Genomic DNA, 18,292 nt, shown 5'->3' with positions numbered 1-18,292 from the left:
CTCTTCCGACAACAACAATTGAGGTATGCCATGCGTGAAGTGGTGATCGTCGACAGCGTGCGGACCGGCTTGGCCAAGTCCTTTCGCGGCAAGTTCAACCAGACCCGTCCGGACGACATGGCAGCCCATTGCGTCAACGCGCTGCTGTCGCGCAACGACATCGACCCGGCCAGCGTCGAGGATTGCATTGTCGGCGCCGGCTCCAACGAAGGCGCGCAGGGCTACAACATCGGCCGCAACGTAGCGGTGCTCTCGCGCCTGGGCACTGGCGTGGCGGGCATGACCCTCAATCGCTTCTGTTCCTCGGGGTTGCAGGCGATTGCGATTGCCGCCAACCAGATCGCGTCGGGTTGCAGCGACATCATCGTTGCCGGTGGCGTCGAGTCGATCAGCCTGACCCTGAAAAGCGTCAACACCGATCACCTGATCAATCCGCTGCTCAAGCAGCAGGTGCCGGGCATCTATTACACGATGGGCCAGACTGCCGAAGTGGTGGCGCGCCGTTACCACGTCAGCCGTGAGGCGCAGGATCGTTACGCACTGCAAAGCCAGTTGCGCACCGCCCAGGCGCAGGCTGCCGGCCTGTTCAATGATGAAATCGTGCCGATGGCGGTCAAGTACCGGGTCGAGGACAAAAACAGCGGTGAGGTGCAGATTCTCGACGGCAGCGTCGATCACGACGACTGCAACCGCCCGGACACCACCTATGAAAGCCTCGCCGGCTTGAAGCCGGTGTTTGCCGAGGACGGCTCGGTGACGGCCGGCAATTCGTCGCAACTGTCTGACGGTGCGTCGATGACCCTGGTGATGAGCCTGGAAAAAGCCCTGCAACTGGGGCTCAAACCCAAGGCGTTTTTCCGTGGTTTCACCGTGGCCGGTTGCGAGCCGGACGAGATGGGCATCGGCCCGGTGTTCTCGGTACCGAAATTGCTCAAGGCCAAGGGCTTGCAGGTGGCGGACATTGATTTGTGGGAACTCAACGAGGCGTTTGCTTCGCAATGCCTGTACGCCCGCGATCGGCTGGAGATCGATAACGAAAAGTACAACGTCAACGGCGGCTCGATTTCCATCGGCCACCCGTTCGGCATGACCGGTTCGCGGCAGGTCGGGCATCTGGTGCGCGAGTTGCAGCGGCGCAATCTGCGCTACGGCATTGTGACCATGTGTGTGGGCGGCGGGATGGGGGCGACGGGGTTGTTTGAGGCGGTGCGCTGACGGGCCGACACAATCCTTGTGGCGAGGGAGCTTGCTCCCACTGGGCTGCGGAGCAGACCTGGATTTTCCCGGTAAAGCCTGAAGCGAGGGCCGCTTCGCGCCCCAGCGGGAGCAAGCTCCCTCGCCACCGGTTTACGCTGTCTGCGCCTGCATCCGCGCGATATACGCTTTTATCTGCTGCTCGGCTTTCTCTGGACTGTCGAACGGCCCCTCAAGCGTGTTCTCCCGCGTACAGAAAAACAGTTCGCCATTGACCCGACACAACCGGTCGCTGCGAAAGTGCGTAGCGGGGGCGCTGTCCTGGGCGCGCATTCCGTACATGATCGGCCTCCTTGAGTGATGCGCTGAAAGGGATCCAATGAGCTTATGCCTGAAGCACTTGGCGCGCCCGGCCAGGCGATCAACGGTGATCCGTCAATTTAATGCTGCGACCTGCACAGTTTCATTAGCGGCCTGGCCCGAACTGTCCCTGTGTTGCACCTGCGTGCGGGCCTAGAATGACTGCTCTTGTCAGCAGGCATTGGGGTTCGCATGCACATTTCATCCGGTCGCTGGGTTTACGGTCTATTCCTGGCGCTGCTGACCGCTTTTCTGTGGGGCATTTTGCCGATCAAGCTCAAACAGGTATTGCAGGTGATGGACCCGATCACCGTGACGTGGTTTCGCCTGTTGGTCTCCGGCGGTTGCCTGTTCATTTATCTGGCGGCCACCCGGCGCCTGCCGAGTCGCAAGCAGCTCGGGCCCAAGGGCGGCTGGCTGGTGCTGATGGCGGTGCTCGGGCTGGTGGGCAACTACGTGCTGTACCTGATGGGCCTCAATCTGCTCAGCCCCGGCACCGCGCAACTGGTGGTGCAGATGGGACCGATCATGTTGCTGATCGCCAGCCTGTTTGTGTTCAAGGAGCGTTTCAGCATCGGTCAGGGCATTGGCCTGGCGGTGCTGTTGATCGGGTTTGTGTTGTTCTTCAATCAGCGCCTGGCCGAATTGCTTACTTCATTGTCGGACTACACCGCCGGTGTGTTGCTGGTGCTGTTGGCGTCGACGGTCTGGACTTTCTACGCGCTGGGCCAGAAGCAATTGCTCACGGTGTGGAATTCGCTGCAGGTGATGATGGTGATCTACCTGTTCTGCGCCGTGTTGCTGACGCCATGGGTGCATCCGCTCGAAGCGCTGGCGTTGAGCCCGTTGCAGGGCTGGCTGCTGCTGGCGTGCTGCATGAACACGCTGATTGCCTACGGCGCCTTCGCCGAGGCGCTGGCGCATTGGGAGGCATCGCGGGTCAGTGCGACGTTGGCGATCACGCCGTTGGTGACCTTTGCGGCGGTGGCGCTGGCGGCGTGGATGTGGCCCGAGTATGTGCACGCCGAGCAGATCAATGGTCTGGGCTACGGCGGGGCGGTCCTGGTGGTATTGGGGTCGGCGCTGGTGGCGTTGGGGCCGTCGTTGATGGCCGGGCTGAAGGCGCGGCGGATGCGAATGGCCTGAAAAGCAAAAGATCGCAGCCTGCGGCAGCTCCTACAATGGGAATGCGTTCCCCTGTAGGAGCTGCCGCAGGCTGCGATCTTTTTGCTGTTAGCCCTTGGCGCCAGCCTCGATCATGTTCTCCGGCCGCACCCACGCATCGAACTCTTCATCGGTCAGATACCCCAGTTGCAGCGCCGCCTCTCGCAAGGTCAGGCCTTCGCTGTAAGCCTTCTTGGCGATTTCCGCCGACTTGTCGTAACCGATGTGCGGGTTCAGTGCCGTCACCAGCATCAGCCCGCGCTCCAAGTGTTTGGCCATGACTTCGGCGTCTGGCTCGAGACCGGCGATGCAGTGCTGCTGGAAGTTGCTGCAACCGTCGGCGAGCAGGCGGATCGACTGCAGCACATTGTGGATGATCACCGGCTTGTACACGTTCAGTTGCAGGTGACCCTGACTCGCCGCGATGCCGATGGTGACGTCGTTGCCCAGAACCTGGCAGGCGAGCATCGACAGCGCTTCGCACTGGGTCGGGTTGACCTTGCCGGGCATGATCGAGCTGCCCGGTTCGTTGGCCGGCAGCTTGACCTCGGCAAACCCGGCGCGGGGACCGGAGCCGAGCAGGCGCAGGTCGTTGGCGATTTTCATCAGGGCCACGGCGAGGGTCTTCAGGGCGCCGGACAGGCTGGTCAGCGGTTCATGCCCGGCCAGTGCGGCAAACTTGTTCGGCGCAGTGACAAACGGCAGACCGGACAGCGCGGCGAGTTCGGCGGCAATCGCTTCGCCAAAGCCGTGCGGTGAATTCAGGCCGGTGCCGACTGCGGTGCCACCCTGCGCCAGTTCACACACGGCCGGCAGCGCGGCGCGGATCGCCCGTTCGGCGTAATCCAGCTGCGCGATAAAACCCGACAGCTCCTGACCGAAGGTGATCGGCGTCGCGTCCATCATGTGCGTGCGGCCGGTCTTCACCAGTTTCATATGGCGTGCCGCCAGTTCAGCCAGACCGCCGGACAGCTCGGCGATGGCCGGCAACAGTTGCTCCTGCACGGCTTTGGCGGTGGCGATGCTCATGGCGGTGGGGAAGCAGTCGTTGGAGCTTTGCGAGCGGTTGACGTGATCGTTGGGGTGCACCGGCGTCTTGCCGCCGCGCGGGTTGCCGGCCAGTTCGTTGGCGCGGCCGGCGATCACTTCGTTGACGTTCATGTTGCTCTGGGTGCCGCTGCCGGTCTGCCAGACCACCAGCGGGAACTGGTCGTCGTGCTGGCCGTCGAGGACTTCGTCGGCGGCCTGTTCGATCAGGCGGGCGATGTCGGCGGGCAGGTCGCCGTTGCGGTCGTTGACCCGAGCGGCGGCCTTCTTGATCAGGGCCAGGGCGTGCAGGACCGGCAACGGCATGCGCTCCTGACCGATGGCGAAGTTGATCAGCGAGCGTTGCGTCTGAGCACCCCAGTAAGCGTCGTCCGGGACTTCGATCTGGCCCAGGCTGTCAGTTTCGATACGGCTCATCGTGCACACTCCTGTTGGTCTGTTTGCGCAGTTTAGGCCCGGTCAGGCCCAGGTGGTTCCCTCGAACCGATTGTTGACCGGTAAAACCCGGCCAATCAAGCATGGCAAGGGCCGGGGGTTGAGCCACGAGGTTTTTTAGGCGCAGAATGGTCGCCCTTGGGGTTTTACCTCGCTAGCTAGAAAAGGAAACTCGATGACTCGTCTTCGTGCCATCTGTACCGCGGTTGCACTGGTTTGCGCCAGCGGCCAGGTGCTTGCCGATACCGCCAGCCACAACGCCAGTGCCGAAGCTTTCCTGACCCTGGCGCACGCTGACAAACTGGGCACTCCGGTGTACATGCAAGTGCAGCAGATGTTTGCTCAGCGCTTTGAACAGACCAAAGCCCCGGAATCCAAGAAAGCCGTACTGGAAACCTACCAGGCCAAGGCCAACGCCGCCCTGGACCAGGCCATCGGCTGGAACAAGCTCAAGCCTGACATGGTCAAGCTCTACACCAGCAACTTCAGCGAATCCGAGCTCAAGGACCTGGTCGCGTTCTACCAGTCGCCACTGGGCAAGAAAGTCCTGGAAAAAATGCCACAGCTGACCCAGCAATCGGCCCAGATGACCCAGGCCAAACTGGAAAGCGCCGTCCCTGTCGTCAACAAGCTGCTCGACGACATGACCAACGAGCTGGCACCGAAAGGCGCTGCGCCGGCCAAGAAGAAGTAAGCGGAGTTCGTGATGACCATGCAACAACGCATCGAATCGACGCTGGGTCTGCTTCAGCCTGAGCATCTGCAGGTGCTGGATGAAAGCCACATGCACAGTCGCGGGTTACAGACCCACTTCAAGGCGGTGGTGGTCAGCGCGCAGTTCGAAGGCCTGAACCGGGTCAAGCGCCACCAGAAAGTCTACGGCACGCTCGGCGAGCTGATGGGCGAGTTCCATGCGTTGGCGCTGCACACCTACACCCCGCAGGAATGGGCAGAGATTGGCGCCGCTCCGGCGTCGCCGACCTGTGCCGGCGGTAGCAAACACTGAGGATTGCGAGGGCTGTTGTGGCGAGGGAGCTTGCTCCCGCTGGAGTGCGCAGCACTCCCAAGATGCGAGTTTTGCGACTGCTTCGCAGCCGAGCGGGAGCAAGCTCCCTCGCCACAGGGTTTCGACAGATCCTAAAACCGCTGTGTTTTTGCTAGAATCCGCAACGCGCCGCTACCCGGCGCGTTTTTTTTTGAATCCGGTTCACCCTTTGCGAGGGTAGCCACCTGGAGAAATACCCATGACACAACCGATTGTCGTGGCGGCACTGTATAAGTTCGTCACCCTCGAAGATTACGTTGACCTGCGCGAGCCACTGCTGCAAGCGATGGTCGACAACGGCATCAAAGGCACGCTGCTGATTGCCGAAGAAGGCATCAACGGCACCGTGTCCGGCAGCCGCGAAGGCATTGATGGCCTGCTCGCCTGGCTGAAGAACGACCCGCGCATGATCGACATCGACCACAAAGAGTCGTACTGCGACGAGCAGCCGTTCTACCGCACCAAGGTCAAACTGAAAAAAGAGATCGTCACCCTCGGCGTCGAAGGCGTGGACCCGAACAAAAAGGTCGGCACTTACGTCGAGCCGCAGGACTGGAACGCGCTGATCAGCGACCCGCAAGTGCTGCTGATCGACACCCGCAACGACTACGAAGTGGCGATCGGCACCTTCGAAGGCGCCATCGATCCGAAAACCACCAGTTTTCGAGAATTCCCCGACTACATCAAAGAGCACTTCGACCCGGCCGTGCACAAGAAGGTCGCGATGTTCTGCACCGGCGGCATTCGCTGCGAGAAAGCCTCGAGCTACATGCTGGGCGAGGGTTTCGAAGAGGTCTACCACCTCAAGGGCGGCATCCTGAAGTACCTCGAAGAGGTGCCGCAGGAAGAAACCAAGTGGCAGGGCGACTGCTTCGTGTTCGACAACCGCGTGACCGTGCGTCACGACCTCAGCGAAGGCGACTACGATCAATGTCATGCCTGCCGCACACCGGTCAGTGTTGAAGATCGTGCCTCCGAGCATTACGTGGCCGGCATCAGCTGCCCGCACTGCTGGGACAAGCTGAGCGAGAAAACCCGTCGCAGCGCCATCGATCGGCAGAAGCAGATCGAACTGGCCAAGGCGCGCAACATGCCGCACCCGATCGGCTACAACTATAAACAAGCATCCACCGAGGCTTAATCATGTCTGCGCGCCTGCTCTATGTGATGGATCCGATGTGTTCCTGGTGCTGGGGTTTCGCTCCGGTTGCCAAGGCATTGGTCGAGCAGGCGCAGGCAGCCGGGGTGGAGCTGCATCTGGTGGTCGGCGGGTTGCGCACCGGCAGCGGTGCGGCGCTGGAGCCGACCACGCGGCGCTACATTCTTGAACATTGGCAGGCGGTGGCCGAGGCCACCGGCCAGCCATTCAAGTTCGAAGGTGCATTGCCCGACGGTTTTGTCTACGACACCGAGCCCGCCTGCCGGGCGATCGTCACCGCGCGCAGTCTGGCGCCGGATTGCGCGTGGACACTGGTGGGACTGATTCAGCAGGCGTTCTACCAGCAAGGGCGCGACGTCACCCAGGCCAGTGTGCTGGTGGAGCTGGCCGAACAGGCCGGCGTGCCGCGTATCGAATTTGCTGCGCTGTTCGATCACGCCGAACAACACAAGGCGACTCAGGCTGATTTCAGCTGGGTACAGGATCTGGGCATCGCCGGGTTCCCGACCCTGCTCGCCGAACGCAATGGCCAACTGGCGCTGCTGACCAATGGCTATCAACCGCTCAGTGAGCTGTCGCCATTGCTCGGCCGCTGGCTGGAGCGCGCAGCCTGTGCCTGACCGGGCCGATGACACGCCAGCCGTAAAGCGTGTCGACCGGCTGAGCTGGGCAGAAGTCCGGAGCCTGGCACTTCATCACAAAAAATCCCTGTGGATCGCCAACGGCGTGGCCGTGCTGGCGACGCTGTGCAGTGTGCCGATTCCGTTGCTGTTGCCATTGCTGGTGGACGAAGTCCTGCTCGGCCATGGCGACGCCGCGCTGAAAGTCATGAACCACGTGCTGCCGTCGATGTGGCAGCAGGCGGCGGGCTACATCGGCCTGATGCTGGTGGTCACCTTGACCCTGCGTTGCAGCGCCCTGTGTTTTGGCGTGTTGCAGGCGCGGCTGTTTGCGCGGCTGGCGAAGGACATCGTCTACCGCATTCGCGTGCGCCTGATCGAGCGCCTCAAGCGCATCTCCCTCGGGGAGTACGAAAGCCTCGGCAGCGGCACGGTGACCACCCATCTGGTCACCGATCTGGACACCCTCGACAAATTCGTCGGGGAAACCCTCAGCCGTTTTCTGGTGGCGATGCTGACCCTGGTCGGCACCGCCAGCATCCTGATGTGGATGCACTGGAAACTGGCGCTGCTGATCCTGTTGTTCAATCCGCTGGTGATCTACGCCACGGTGCAGTTGGGCAAGCGGGTCAAGCACCTGAAGAAACTGGAGAACGACAGCACCTCGCGTTTCACTCAGGCCCTGAGCGAAACCCTCGATGCGATCCAGGAAGTGCGCGCCGGCAACCGTCAAGGGTTCTTCCTCGGACGGCTCGGATTGCGCGCGCAGGAAGTGCGCAACTACGCAGTCAACTCACAGTGGAAGACCGATGCGTCGAACCGCGCCAGCGGTCTGCTGTTCCAGTTCGGCATCGATATCTTTCGCGCCGCCGCCATGCTCACGGTGCTGTTCTCCGACCTGTCGATCGGCCAGATGCTCGCGGTGTTCAGTTACCTGTGGTTCATGATCGGTCCGGTCGAACAACTGCTCAATCTGCAATACGCCTACTACGCGGCGGGCGGTGCGCTGTCGCGGATCAACGAACTGCTGGCGCGCGATGACGAGCCGCAGTACCCGGGCGGCGTCGATCCGTTCAAGGGCCGGGAAACCGTGGGCATCGAGGTGCAAGGGCTGAGCTTCGGTTACGGTGATGAGTTGGTGGTGGATCAGATGAACCTGTCCATTGCCCCCGGGGAAAAAGTCGCGATTGTCGGCGCCAGTGGCGGTGGCAAAAGTACCTTGGTGCAGCTGTTGCTGGGGCTGTACACGCCGTCGGCCGGCACTATCCGCTTCGGCGGTTCGACCCAGCAGGAAATCGGCCTGGAGCTGATTCGCGAAAACGTCGCGGTGGTGCTGCAGCATCCGGCGCTGTTCAACGACACGGTTCGGGCCAACCTGACCATGGGCCGCACGCGCAGCGACGAAGCCTGCTGGCAGGCACTGGAAATCGCCCAGCTCGAGGCGACCATCCGCGCCTTGCCGGAAGGCCTCGACAGCATTGTCGGACGTTCCGGCGTGCGCTTGTCCGGTGGTCAGCGCCAGCGCCTGGCGATCGCGCGGATGATCCTCGCCGAGCCGAAAGTGGTGATCCTCGACGAGGCCACCTCGGCCCTCGATGCCGCCACCGAGTACAACCTGCATCAAGCCATGGCGCGTTTCCTCAATGGCCGCACCACGTTGATCATTGCCCATCGCCTGTCAGCGGTGAAGCAGGCGGACCGCGTGCTGGTGTTCGATGGCGGGCAAGTGGCCGAAGATGGCGATCACCAGCAACTGATCGCGGATGGCGGCTTGTACGCCAAGCTGTATGGCCATCTGCAACGGATCTAGATCAACTCCACAACACCTGCAACGCGCCCGCTGAACCGTCGTGGCCGAACTCTTTCATGACCACGGCGCATGACTCGCACGGGCGCATGGTCGTGGCGACATCGACAGAGCGCAGCTCCTTGGGGTCGGGGTATTTTTCCCTGATCACCTGGATCAGCTTGCTCTCACTGTCCAGCGACGTGGGGCGGGCGGACATGGCCGGCCGGTAGGTGTCGATGTCCTTGATGGTCAGCGGCACTGCCAGCAACTGGCCCCGCGGAGTGACCGTCAGCGACGTCTTGGGAAAGCTGCTGCTGTAGTCGATGTTGATGTAGGTGGTGTCGCCGATGCGCACATGGTTGGCGCCCAGATGGCGGAATAACGGCAAGCGGGTGGTCGTGCCCTGTGTACCCGAGACACTGACATAAACCTCGCGCTGACCGCTCACCGTGGTGACTTCGGCGTAGGCAATGTTGCGCGCGTTGAGCGGCCTCTCGTATCGCGGCAGCAGGTTATGCAGCTTCTGCATCGACTGGTCGATGCGCAGCGCGGTGTCAGTGTTCTTCGGCGAGACGGTGGGTGACAGAAACAGCGTGTCGAAGATTTCTGCCGTCCGCAGGCGAAAGGCCTGCGGCGCTTCCTTGCTGCGTGTCCAGCTGCTGGCGCCATTGGGCAGGCGGGTGACGATCATGCGTGTGGAGTGATCGAACATCAGCGCCTCCCCGGGGCTGGTGTCGACTTTCAGCCATTTCAGGTTGGCCGGCGGATGGGTGGACGTACCCAGGGGAATGGCCAGGTCCTCCATGGTTTTCATCGCCCGCTCGACGGCCTCGAGGCCATGGATGCGCACGATGTTGTTGGCGTTCAACGAGCCGGTATACACCGTCAACAGTTCGGCGCCCAGCGTACCGTCTGCCATGTCGGCGGGGAGCAGGCGGGTGAAGCTCAATTGATTGCCCGGTACCTGGCCTTTTTTGATCGTCGCCTGGTAGTACTCCTGAGTATTGACCCGAAAGAACACGTAGCTGGCCGAGTCATCGATGGCGGGCAGCATGATTGCGCCGACTCGGTGCGAGTCATTCAGACGGTCATACGTGGCGCCGATGTCCAGACGTGCATAAATGCCTTTGCGAAATTGCAGCGTCGCGTTGATCTGCCGCTTGGGCACAAGTCTGCCGCCTGTGAATCCCAGCCGGGCAAGGTCGCCGCGAAACAAGGTCGAGCGGCCATCAATGATCGAGTAAAGCTTGCTGTCGACGGCCATGAACTCGCCGCGCTGGTTGGGCAGCGGAGCGGGAGTTGAAAGCCTGTCGCCGAACCATGGCGCATACCCCTTGGTCTTGTCGATGCTACCGATGGCCGGCGTCGGCGCGGGCTCGCCGGTGACGTAGCTGGCGAGGCAATCAGGCGAGCTGCCCGGCATGCGGCGCGGTCGGCAATAGGGCAGGGTCCATTGCTTGCTGTCGTCGAGCATGTCGACGCGACGCAGTTCATCGCCGTCCAGCCGATAGGGCACATCGTCAATGAATACCGTGGAACGGCCGTCAACCTCCAGCAACTGATGCACCCGTGAATCGTCTGCGAGTTCGACGAAAATCTCCTCGTCGGTCTTTTTCAGCGGGCTGTAGTGGGAGCGGCCGAAGGACACCTGATGCCGTTCTGTTGTCAGCGCTGGCCCAAAAGGCTGGCCTGATAGCGGATCGACCAGAAAGTGGCGATTTCCTGGCCCGCCGATTCGACGGACCGGGACGTCTTCAATGCCCTTGATCACGGCCAGTCGGTCAGCGTGGTTCAGCGGCTGCCAGCGTCCGGGGGCGGTGGCCTGCGGCAAGTGGCTGAGCAGGTCGTAGTCGTCTGCTCGTCCAGCCAGTTTTTTCAACTGGAACAAGGCCTGATTCTCCAGGGCAGCAACCGCGCGCCCGGCGCTTTTCACCCCACGCGCGGACAACCGCACCAGGTCGGGCAGGCCATCCAGCGGATTGAGGTTTTTCAGCGTGTCGGTAAGGAATTTGCGTGACAGCTTGGTAAATCCCGGAATCGTCGCGCGAATGCTCATTTTGCCGGCCTGGACCGCGAGCCTGATACTGCCGGCGGCGAATTTTCCCAAGGGAATGCCGAAGGACACGATATCGATTATCAGACCGATGGCGCCCATGACGCGGTCACCATACTGGTCCGACATGAGGTCCTCCAGGCTGCCCCAGAATGGAATGAAAGGCTTGATGCTGTGTAACCAGTGTTTGCGGTTACTGTCGCGTTCGAACGCCGTCACGCCGAAAGCGTCTTCGCGCATTTTCGCCTCATCGGTATAGAACCAGTGATGGGCGATATAGCTGGCAATCGCCGCGCAGCGAGCGGAAGACAACGTCAGCTCGTGGGTCATCTCAAGGTGTACAACCGGGAGTGGATGCGGCAGCTCGGGGGTGTCATTCAGGGCATCAAGAATGCCGACGCACCTTGCGTCGGGCGCAGGCTTCTTGCCTTGTTCATGGGCTTTCCAGTCGAACGGCAAGGGGCGAGCCTTGAACCGGGAAATCAATTGTTCGCGGGTTCGCCCTCGTTGCGGCTCAAGCGCTGGCGTGAATCGGCCACCTTTGAGGCCCTTGTTCAGATCCGGGCGGGGGCGGATCACGCCGGCACGGGGTATGCACTCGATGAAGCGCACGGTTGGGCCACAGGTCACTTGCAGGACAAACCCCATGCGTACTCTGAACGGCAATCTGTTCTTCGCGTTTTCAAGCAAGGCTGGAACGAGCCGGGTTGCCTTGCGCAACGTCAGGATCTGGATCTGCCCGTGCTCAAGGGCCTGGCGATCTTCCCAGGGCAGCGTCGCCAGTTGGCATTTGATCAGGTGCTCGTAAGCGGCTCTGGTCTTGGTCAGGTAGTTAGTGAACCGTTGGTCGAACAGTTTGCCGATGTCGGGCAGCGTGCGGTTTGATGGAAGCACCGACGATCGGTTGTTCGCGGTGGCAGAGGCCAAAGTGCCCGTTTGCACCACGTTTGCAGCGTTCAGACTGATCCATTCACTGGCGGTCCGACCATTGGTGGTGACGTACCATTTTGTGCCGGGCGTCAGCCCGCCGGAGGCGTAGACCTCAGGCAATGGCCAGTGTGGTTGGGGCACATCGGGGCCATCGATCAGGGCGCGCGTGCTGCGTGTTGTGGTGCGCGGAGCGTTACGCATCAAGCGTACGTTCAAAAGCAAGCTCGTCCTCACCCACAGATCATTGGACGCCGCCACCCTCAGTTGCTCTTTTGCCAGTTGCAGACGTTGGGGTGGTTCCAGGCTCAGTTGGACAATGGTCTGGTTCAGCTGCGTATTGTGTGCGTCCAGTGCCTTGATCGCTTCCAGCTGATTGTCGTGCGGCGCTGTGCCGGGTGAGTTGGTTACCGTCGCGCCAGTGGCTGCGGCCCAGCGCATGGCGGCCGGGATGCGGGTGAGGGTGATCAACTGCAGCTCGGCTTCAGTGGCGTCGGCGCTTCTTTTCAGCGGCAGATCGACCAGTTGCTGGAAGGTCAGGCGCTGCAGCAGACCCGGGTCGAGTGTCTGGGCCAGATGCACACCGTGCACGAAGTTGACCCAGACCGGTGAGGTGCAATAGGGCAGATCGGGCGGAATATCGCGCACTTGAAACTCGATGGGAAACCAGGGTACGCAGAGTCGTCCCAGCAGGGCCTGCTCGGTCGGGGTGGTGGCGCGTAACGACGTCATCAGGTGTTGCAGGAAATCCTTGCGGATACCCGCGTAGCTCCGGCCATGATTGGCAGGGTTCTGCAGATCGTAACCAACGATGCTCTGCGGTGCCTCGGCAGGCGTCAGCTCATACCAGATCCGCAAGGCTTCAAGTACCAGGCGTGCAGCGGTGTCCGGGGCGGTGGGTTCATCCGCTGCCGCGCCGTACCAGTTCAGGGTTTTCAGCAGGCGCAGGCCAGTATCGCGTGCCGTGGGCGTGGCGAGCATGGCGGCGAGGCAGGCGGTAGGGGTGGTTTGCAGTTGGTGAGCCGTCAGCGCAGGTTTTACCTCGCCGATCAGCCGTTCGATAACCGAGCCGGCTTCATCGCCAAGAAGCTCGCTGATGATCAAGCTGACGGCGTAATGCTCGCTGGGGTCGATCAGCGTGCCGAGTGGCGTGCCCTGTTCAAGATTGAGTCGGTGGATGGCGCGTTTTTCTTCAATCTCTTCCGTAAGCCGGACCAGGCTCGCCTCGGTTTGTCTGGCCGGAACGCTGAGACCATAAAACTTCAGTACCTGAGGCAAGGGCAGCAAGCTGTCGGAGCGAAGATGTCCGCCGATGCTCAGGATCGCTCGTTGAAAGGACTGAACGCTGCTAAGTAACTTTTCAGTGTCGCTGATTTTGTAGGTGGTGGTGCTGCCATCAAGGAGGGTCCCGCTAATAACGCACTGTTCGCCAATGCTGTCGACTTCCGTGGGCCTCCCTTCAACGGTTCGCAGGTATTTGGACAGTTCGTTGTCTCCCGGCGAAGTGAGCAGCGACTGCCAGCGATTTCGCGCGTGAGCGTGCTCGATGGATAACGGCGAATGGCTGCGCGGTGAAAAGTAGAAATCGCCGAGCGAGGTGGCGTGACTTTTTACGTCATGCAGGGCGCTTAACAGCGCCGTATATTCAGCCTGTTGGCCGGCCTGACGTTGTAACGGCGTGGGCGTGGGCGTGGAAGTCGTTGAGGTCGTCGAAGTCATGTAAAGGGCTCTTGAGTGAGAAAGAGCCGCAGTGTCAAACCTTCGCTTGCCGGCTGTGCGGTACATACGTATCGCAGGTTCATTCGCGTCCATGCTTGCCGGAAGGGTAATCGCCCCCTAGGCTAGCTTGAGCGGTCTCCTCTTGAAGTTGGCAGTGCGTGCACAAAGGACCTCATGAAGCAAAAAAGGACTCTCGGAACGCCACGGTTGTTGGGCATCGTCTGGCCATTTATTGCCGTCGTGTTATTTCAGGCGTTATTGGGGGGCGTGAGTCTTTACGTCCTGTCGGCCGTTCGCGGCTATGTGGCCGGTGAGAGCCTGTGGTCCAAGGGCCAGAAGGACGCCATCTATTACCTGAACCTCTATGCCGATAGCCGCGACGAGGCGATCTTTCTCAAGTACAAGGACGCGATTGCCGTGCCGCAGGGCGGTCATGAGTTGCGTCTGGCCCTCGATCGACAGCCACCGGACCTGCAGGCGGCGCGGGAGGGGATCCTCAAGGGGGGCAACCATCCCGATGACGTCTCGAGCCTGATCTGGCTGTACCTCAATTTTCGCCATTTCAGTTATCTGGAAACCGCGATCGACCGCTGGACGATTGGCGATGCCTATCTGGTCCAGCTGGACAATGTCGCGCGTGAGATGCATCAAGGCATCAGCCAGAACGTCGCGACAGCGGCTGACATCCAGCGCTGGAAAGCACGGATCTTTGCCATCAACGACGGCGTGACGCCGGCGGCCAAGGCGTTCAGTGATGCCTTGGGTGAAGGTTCGCGGATGATCCTGCGGCTGCTGCTGTTCACCAATCTGGCCACAGCGCTGGGGTTGATCGTGCTGGCACTGTTGCGTACCCACAAACTGCTCAAGCAACGCCACGCCTTCGCCCAGGCGCTGCAACTGGAAAAGGATCGGGCGCACATCACCCTGCAATCGATCGGCGACGGGGTGATCACCACCGACGTCAACGGCGCGATCGATTACATGAATCCGGCGGCCGAGGCCATGACCCACTGGAAGGCCGAGCACGCCGCGGGCCTGCCCCTGGCCGCGCTGTTCAACCTGCTGGACGACAATGCCCAGACTGAAGGGCTGACGCTGATCGAGCATATCCTCAGCGGCAAACTGGTCGGCGGCAGCGAGCACTCGAAGCTGATTCAGCGCCTGGACGGCAGCACGGTGTCTGTGACGCTGGTCGGTGCACCGATCCGCAATGCGGAAAAGATCAGTGGCACGGTGCTGGTGCTGCACGACATGACCCAGGAGCGGCAATACATCGCCAACCTGTCGTGGCAGGCGACCCATGATGCGCTGACCGGTCTGGCCAACCGCCGCGAGTTCGAATACCGCCTGGAGCAGGCGCTGCACAACCTGACGCGCCAGACTGGCCGGCATGCGCTGATGTTTCTTGACCTGGACCAGTTCAAACTGGTCAACGACACCTGCGGTCACGCCGCTGGCGATGAATTGCTGCGGCACATCTGCACACTGTTGCAGTCCGGCCTGCGCGAGGGCGACACCCTGGCGCGGCTGGGCGGAGACGAGTTCGGCATTCTGCTGGAAAACTGTGCGCCGGAGGCTGCAGAAAAAATCGCCGAGAGCCTGCGCCAGACCGTGCAGAACCTGCACTTCGTGTGGAAGGGCCGGCCGTTCTTGACCACGGTGAGTATCGGCCTGGTGCACATCGCCCAGACCCCGACCACCCTTGAGACTTCGCTGCGCGCGGCCGACATGGCGTGCTACATGGCCAAGGAGAAGGGCCGTAACCGGGTGCAGGTCTACCACGCCGACGATTCGGAATTGTCCTTGCGCTTCGGTGAAATGGCCTGGGTGCAGCGCTTGCACATGGCGCTGGAAGAAAACCGCTTCTGCCTGTATGCCCAGGAGATCGCCCCGTTGGGCGCCACGGCGGACAGTGGCGGGCACATCGAAATTCTCCTGCGCCTGCATGACGAGGCTGGTCGGATGATTCTGCCGGACAGTTTCATTCCGGCGGCCGAACGTTATGGCCTGATGAGTCAACTTGACCGTTGGGTCGTCGAAAATGTTTTTAAAGTCATTGCCCAATGTATTGCCGAACAACATGAAGGCCCATTGGCAATGTGTGCGATTAATCTTTCAGGCATTACTATCGGAGATGACGCGTTCTTGCACTTTCTGCGCGAACAGTTTGTTAATTACGCCATACCACCTGAAATGATTTGTTTTGAAATTACCGAAACCAGTGCAATTGCCAATCTCGGTAGTGCAATTAGATTTATTAATGAACTCAAAGGCTTAGGTTGTTACTTCTCGCTCGATGACTTTTGTGCCGGAATGTCTTCATTCGCTTATTTGAAACATTTGCCTGTAGACTTCCTGAAGATCGACGGGAGTTTCGTAAAGGATATGCTGGACGACCCGATTAACCGTGCAATGGTCGAAGTGATCAATCACATCGGACATGTCATGGGTAAGCAGACAATTGCCGAGTTTGTTGAAACAACCCAGATCGAGCAGGCATTGCTTGAAATCGGGGTGGATTACGCTCAGGGTTACGTCATCGAACGCCCGCAGTTGTTTACCTGCGACAGTTTGCAAAGTCGGCCCGCCAGACCGCAGCCGTTGTTGTTCAAGGCGCCTGGCACGTTCCGTTGAAATCTCTTGCCGATCCTTACAATCACAAATCAAAAGGAGCCGAACAGTGATCGACACATTCAACCGAACCGGACCACTCATGGAAGCTGCAAGTTATCCAGCCTGGGCACAACAGCTCATTCTGGACTGCAGCGAGAGCAAGCGCCGGGTTGTTGAACATGAACTGTATCAACGCATGCGCGATAACAAGCTCAGCGCCAAGACCATGCGTCAGTACCTGATCGGGGGCTGGCCCGTTGTTGAACAGTTTGCGTTGTATATGGCGCAGAACCTCACCAAGACCAAGTTTGCCCGCCATCCTGGGGAGGACATGGCGCGCCGCTGGTTGATGCGCAACATTCGTGTGGAACTCAACCATGCCGACTACTGGCTGAACTGGAGTCGCGCGCACGGGGTCAGCCTTGAGGATCTACAAGCTCAGCAAGTGCCGCCCGAGTTGCATGCGTTGAGTCATTGGTGCTGGCACACCAGTTCGGCGGATTCGCTGATCGTCGCCATCGCGGCCACCAACTATGCCATCGAGGGCGCGACCGGTGAGTGGTCGGCGCTGGTCTGCTCTACGGGTGTGTACGCTGCGGCGTTCCCCGAAGAGGAGCGCAAGCGCGCCATGAAGTGGCTGAAGATGCACGCCCAGTATGACGACGCCCATCCGTGGGAAGCGCTCGAAATCATCTGCACCCTGGCGGGCATGAACCCGAGCCAGGCGTTGCAGACCGAGCTGCGCCAGGCGGTGTGCAAGAGCTACGACTACATGTACCTGTTCCTTGAGCGCTGCATGCAGCTGGAAACTACCGAGCGCGCGATCCACGGTCGTGAACGTCTGGCGTTGGTAGAGAGCTGATTCAAGGTCTGACGCATAGCAAAAAATGTGGGAGCAAGCCGGCTCGCGAAGAAGGCGTCTCAGTCAACACGGGTTTGACTGATTCATCGCTTCGCGAGCTGGCTCGCTCCCACACTGCTTTGTACTGTCTGAAAGGACTCAGCCCGCCATCGCCAGGCGATTACGTCCCTCGCGCTTGGCCACATACAACGCGCTGTCGGCGCGGCGCAACAGGCTGTCGGCCGACTCCCCCGGCAGCAGGGTCGAGCAGCCGAGGCTGACCGTCAGGTCGATCAATTGGCCGTCGGCGAAATATTCCGCAGTCTGCGCGGCATGGCGCAACCGCTCGCCGACCATCGCCGCCGCTTCCCGGCCGGTATTGGACAGCAGGATCAGAAACTCTTCCCCGCCATAGCGAAACACCATGTCGACGTTGCGCAGCTGGCCCTTGATCGACGCCGCCACCGCTTTGAGTACGTCGTCCCCGGCGCTGTGCCCGTGGCTGTCATTGACCCGTTTGAAGTGGTCGATGTCGAGCATCAGCACCGACAACGGTTGCAGGTGCCGTCGGGACATGTCGATCTCGCGTTGCAGGGTCTGTTCCATGGCGATGCGGTTGCCGGTCCCGGTCAACGGATCGCGCAGCGCGCTTTGGGTCGCCGCGCGGTAGAGCAGGGCGTTGCGCATCGGGAACAGCAGCGACGACAGCAGCGATTCGAGATTGCCCTGGTCTTGCTCGGTGAAGCGCTGGTTGCGGCGAAATACCAGTTCGCCCAGGTGCTCGCCTTCGTGGCTGAGGCTATAGCTGACCGAATGGTGACCGCGGGCGCCGAACTCCAGGCGCAAGTCGCTGCCCGAATGCACGTAGCTCAAGGCATCCAGCGGCACCAGGCGTTGGACTTCGCGGAAAAACAGACCGAGGATTCGTTGCGGCTCAAGACTGGTTTGCAGTTGCAGGCTCATTTGTTGGCGCAGTTGCGCCAGGCTGGCCGGGCGTTCCAGAAGCGGAGGCAGCTGACCAAAGCCCAGGCGTTGCAATTTGGCACTGTCAAAGTCAATTGCATTGGTCTGGGAAGGTGATTTCATATGGCGTGAGCCCCTAAGCAGTAAGTCTGTCTTACAGGCTGGGTGAGAGCGGCTATGGGCTGCGCGTCATACTGATCCATCAGTCCCGTAGGACATTTGGCGTAAGTTTAGTCTGCCTGATGACGATTAGTCAGCTATCGAAATCGGCCTTGCCCCAGTGCCTTCACACGGCATGCTTTGAGGAAAATTAGAGCGAAAGTCATGCCATTCGGTTCATGTAAATTAAAACCGTTATAAATC

At 60.7% G+C, this 18,292-nt stretch carries 13 protein-coding genes; 9 read left to right on the top strand and 4 right to left on the bottom strand.

Features of this window, described 5'->3' with window-relative positions; all coding sequences use genetic code 11:
* Positions 1–30 precede the first annotated feature (30 nt).
* On the top strand, positions 31–1,215 hold the full coding sequence (locus J5M57_RS12840; protein ID WP_207848089.1) for a thiolase family protein: 1,185 nt from the start codon (positions 31–33) through the stop codon (positions 1,213–1,215).
* Between the two features lie 132 nt (positions 1,216–1,347).
* Here J5M57_RS12840 and J5M57_RS12835 read toward each other — a convergent pair whose 3' ends face one another.
* On the bottom strand, positions 1,348–1,536 hold the full coding sequence (locus J5M57_RS12835; RefSeq protein WP_169842067.1) for a DUF6316 family protein: 189 nt from the start codon (positions 1,534–1,536) through the stop codon (positions 1,348–1,350).
* Between the two features lie 210 nt (positions 1,537–1,746).
* On the opposite strand from J5M57_RS12835, the gene J5M57_RS12830 reads away from it, so the two are divergent.
* Entirely contained in the window at positions 1,747–2,700 is a 954-nt protein-coding gene (locus tag J5M57_RS12830; protein WP_207848090.1) for a DMT family transporter, read from the top strand.
* An 87-nt stretch (positions 2,701–2,787) separates the two neighbouring features.
* Here the strand turns inward: J5M57_RS12830 and J5M57_RS12825 are convergent, their stop codons facing one another.
* Positions 2,788–4,182 (bottom strand): class II fumarate hydratase, encoded by a 1,395-nt coding sequence (locus J5M57_RS12825; protein WP_064588635.1) that lies wholly within the window; start codon positions 4,180–4,182, stop codon positions 2,788–2,790.
* Positions 4,183–4,375: 193 nt separating this feature from the next.
* On the opposite strand from J5M57_RS12825, the gene J5M57_RS12820 reads away from it, so the two are divergent.
* The 5 genes from J5M57_RS12820 to J5M57_RS12800 all read left to right on the top strand — a co-directional run bounded on the left by J5M57_RS12820 (position 4,376) and on the right by J5M57_RS12800 (position 8,834).
* A complete protein-coding gene (locus J5M57_RS12820; RefSeq protein ID WP_003226938.1) occupies positions 4,376–4,894 on the top strand; it encodes a DUF2059 domain-containing protein in 519 nt (172 codons plus the stop codon).
* Positions 4,895–4,906: 12 nt separating this feature from the next.
* Complete coding sequence (locus tag J5M57_RS12815; RefSeq protein ID WP_064588634.1) at positions 4,907–5,206, top strand: BolA family protein; 300 nt, start codon at positions 4,907–4,909, stop codon at positions 5,204–5,206.
* A gap of 238 nt (positions 5,207–5,444) precedes the next feature.
* Complete coding sequence (locus J5M57_RS12810; protein ID WP_083368269.1) at positions 5,445–6,386, top strand: rhodanese-related sulfurtransferase; 942 nt, start codon at positions 5,445–5,447, stop codon at positions 6,384–6,386.
* 35 nt (positions 6,387–6,421) lie between these two features.
* A complete protein-coding gene (locus J5M57_RS12805; RefSeq protein ID WP_169842429.1) occupies positions 6,422–7,024 on the top strand; it encodes a DsbA family protein in 603 nt (200 codons plus the stop codon).
* Positions 7,017–8,834, top strand: a complete 1,818-nt coding sequence (locus J5M57_RS12800) for an ABC transporter ATP-binding protein (RefSeq protein ID WP_207848091.1) — start codon at positions 7,017–7,019, stop codon at positions 8,832–8,834. Before J5M57_RS12805 ends, J5M57_RS12800 begins: the two co-directional genes overlap by 8 nt.
* A gap of 1 nt (position 8,835) precedes the next feature.
* On the opposite strand, the gene J5M57_RS12795 is transcribed toward J5M57_RS12800, so the two are convergent.
* Complete coding sequence (locus tag J5M57_RS12795; protein ID WP_243435105.1) at positions 8,836–13,578, bottom strand: hypothetical protein; 4,743 nt, start codon at positions 13,576–13,578, stop codon at positions 8,836–8,838.
* A gap of 108 nt (positions 13,579–13,686) precedes the next feature.
* On the opposite strand from J5M57_RS12795, the gene J5M57_RS12790 reads away from it, so the two are divergent.
* Together J5M57_RS12790 and J5M57_RS12785 are read left to right on the top strand one after the other, a co-directional pair.
* Positions 13,687–16,146 (top strand): EAL domain-containing protein, encoded by a 2,460-nt coding sequence (locus J5M57_RS12790; protein WP_207848092.1) that lies wholly within the window; start codon positions 13,687–13,689, stop codon positions 16,144–16,146.
* 46 nt (positions 16,147–16,192) lie between these two features.
* Complete coding sequence (locus J5M57_RS12785) at positions 16,193–16,987, top strand: iron-containing redox enzyme family protein (RefSeq protein WP_064588629.1); 795 nt, start codon at positions 16,193–16,195, stop codon at positions 16,985–16,987.
* A gap of 138 nt (positions 16,988–17,125) precedes the next feature.
* Here J5M57_RS12785 and J5M57_RS12780 read toward each other — a convergent pair whose 3' ends face one another.
* Positions 17,126–18,052, bottom strand: a complete 927-nt coding sequence (locus J5M57_RS12780) for a GGDEF domain-containing protein (RefSeq protein WP_064588628.1) — start codon at positions 18,050–18,052, stop codon at positions 17,126–17,128.
* Positions 18,053–18,292 lie beyond the last annotated feature (240 nt).

The sequence above is a fragment of the Pseudomonas sp. 86_A genome, assembly GCF_017491705.1.
Lineage (GTDB): Bacteria > Pseudomonadota > Gammaproteobacteria > Pseudomonadales > Pseudomonadaceae > Aquipseudomonas > Aquipseudomonas koreensis.
The sequence above is the reverse complement of the archived record's forward strand: the minus strand, read 5'-3'. Positions and strand labels throughout refer to the sequence as shown.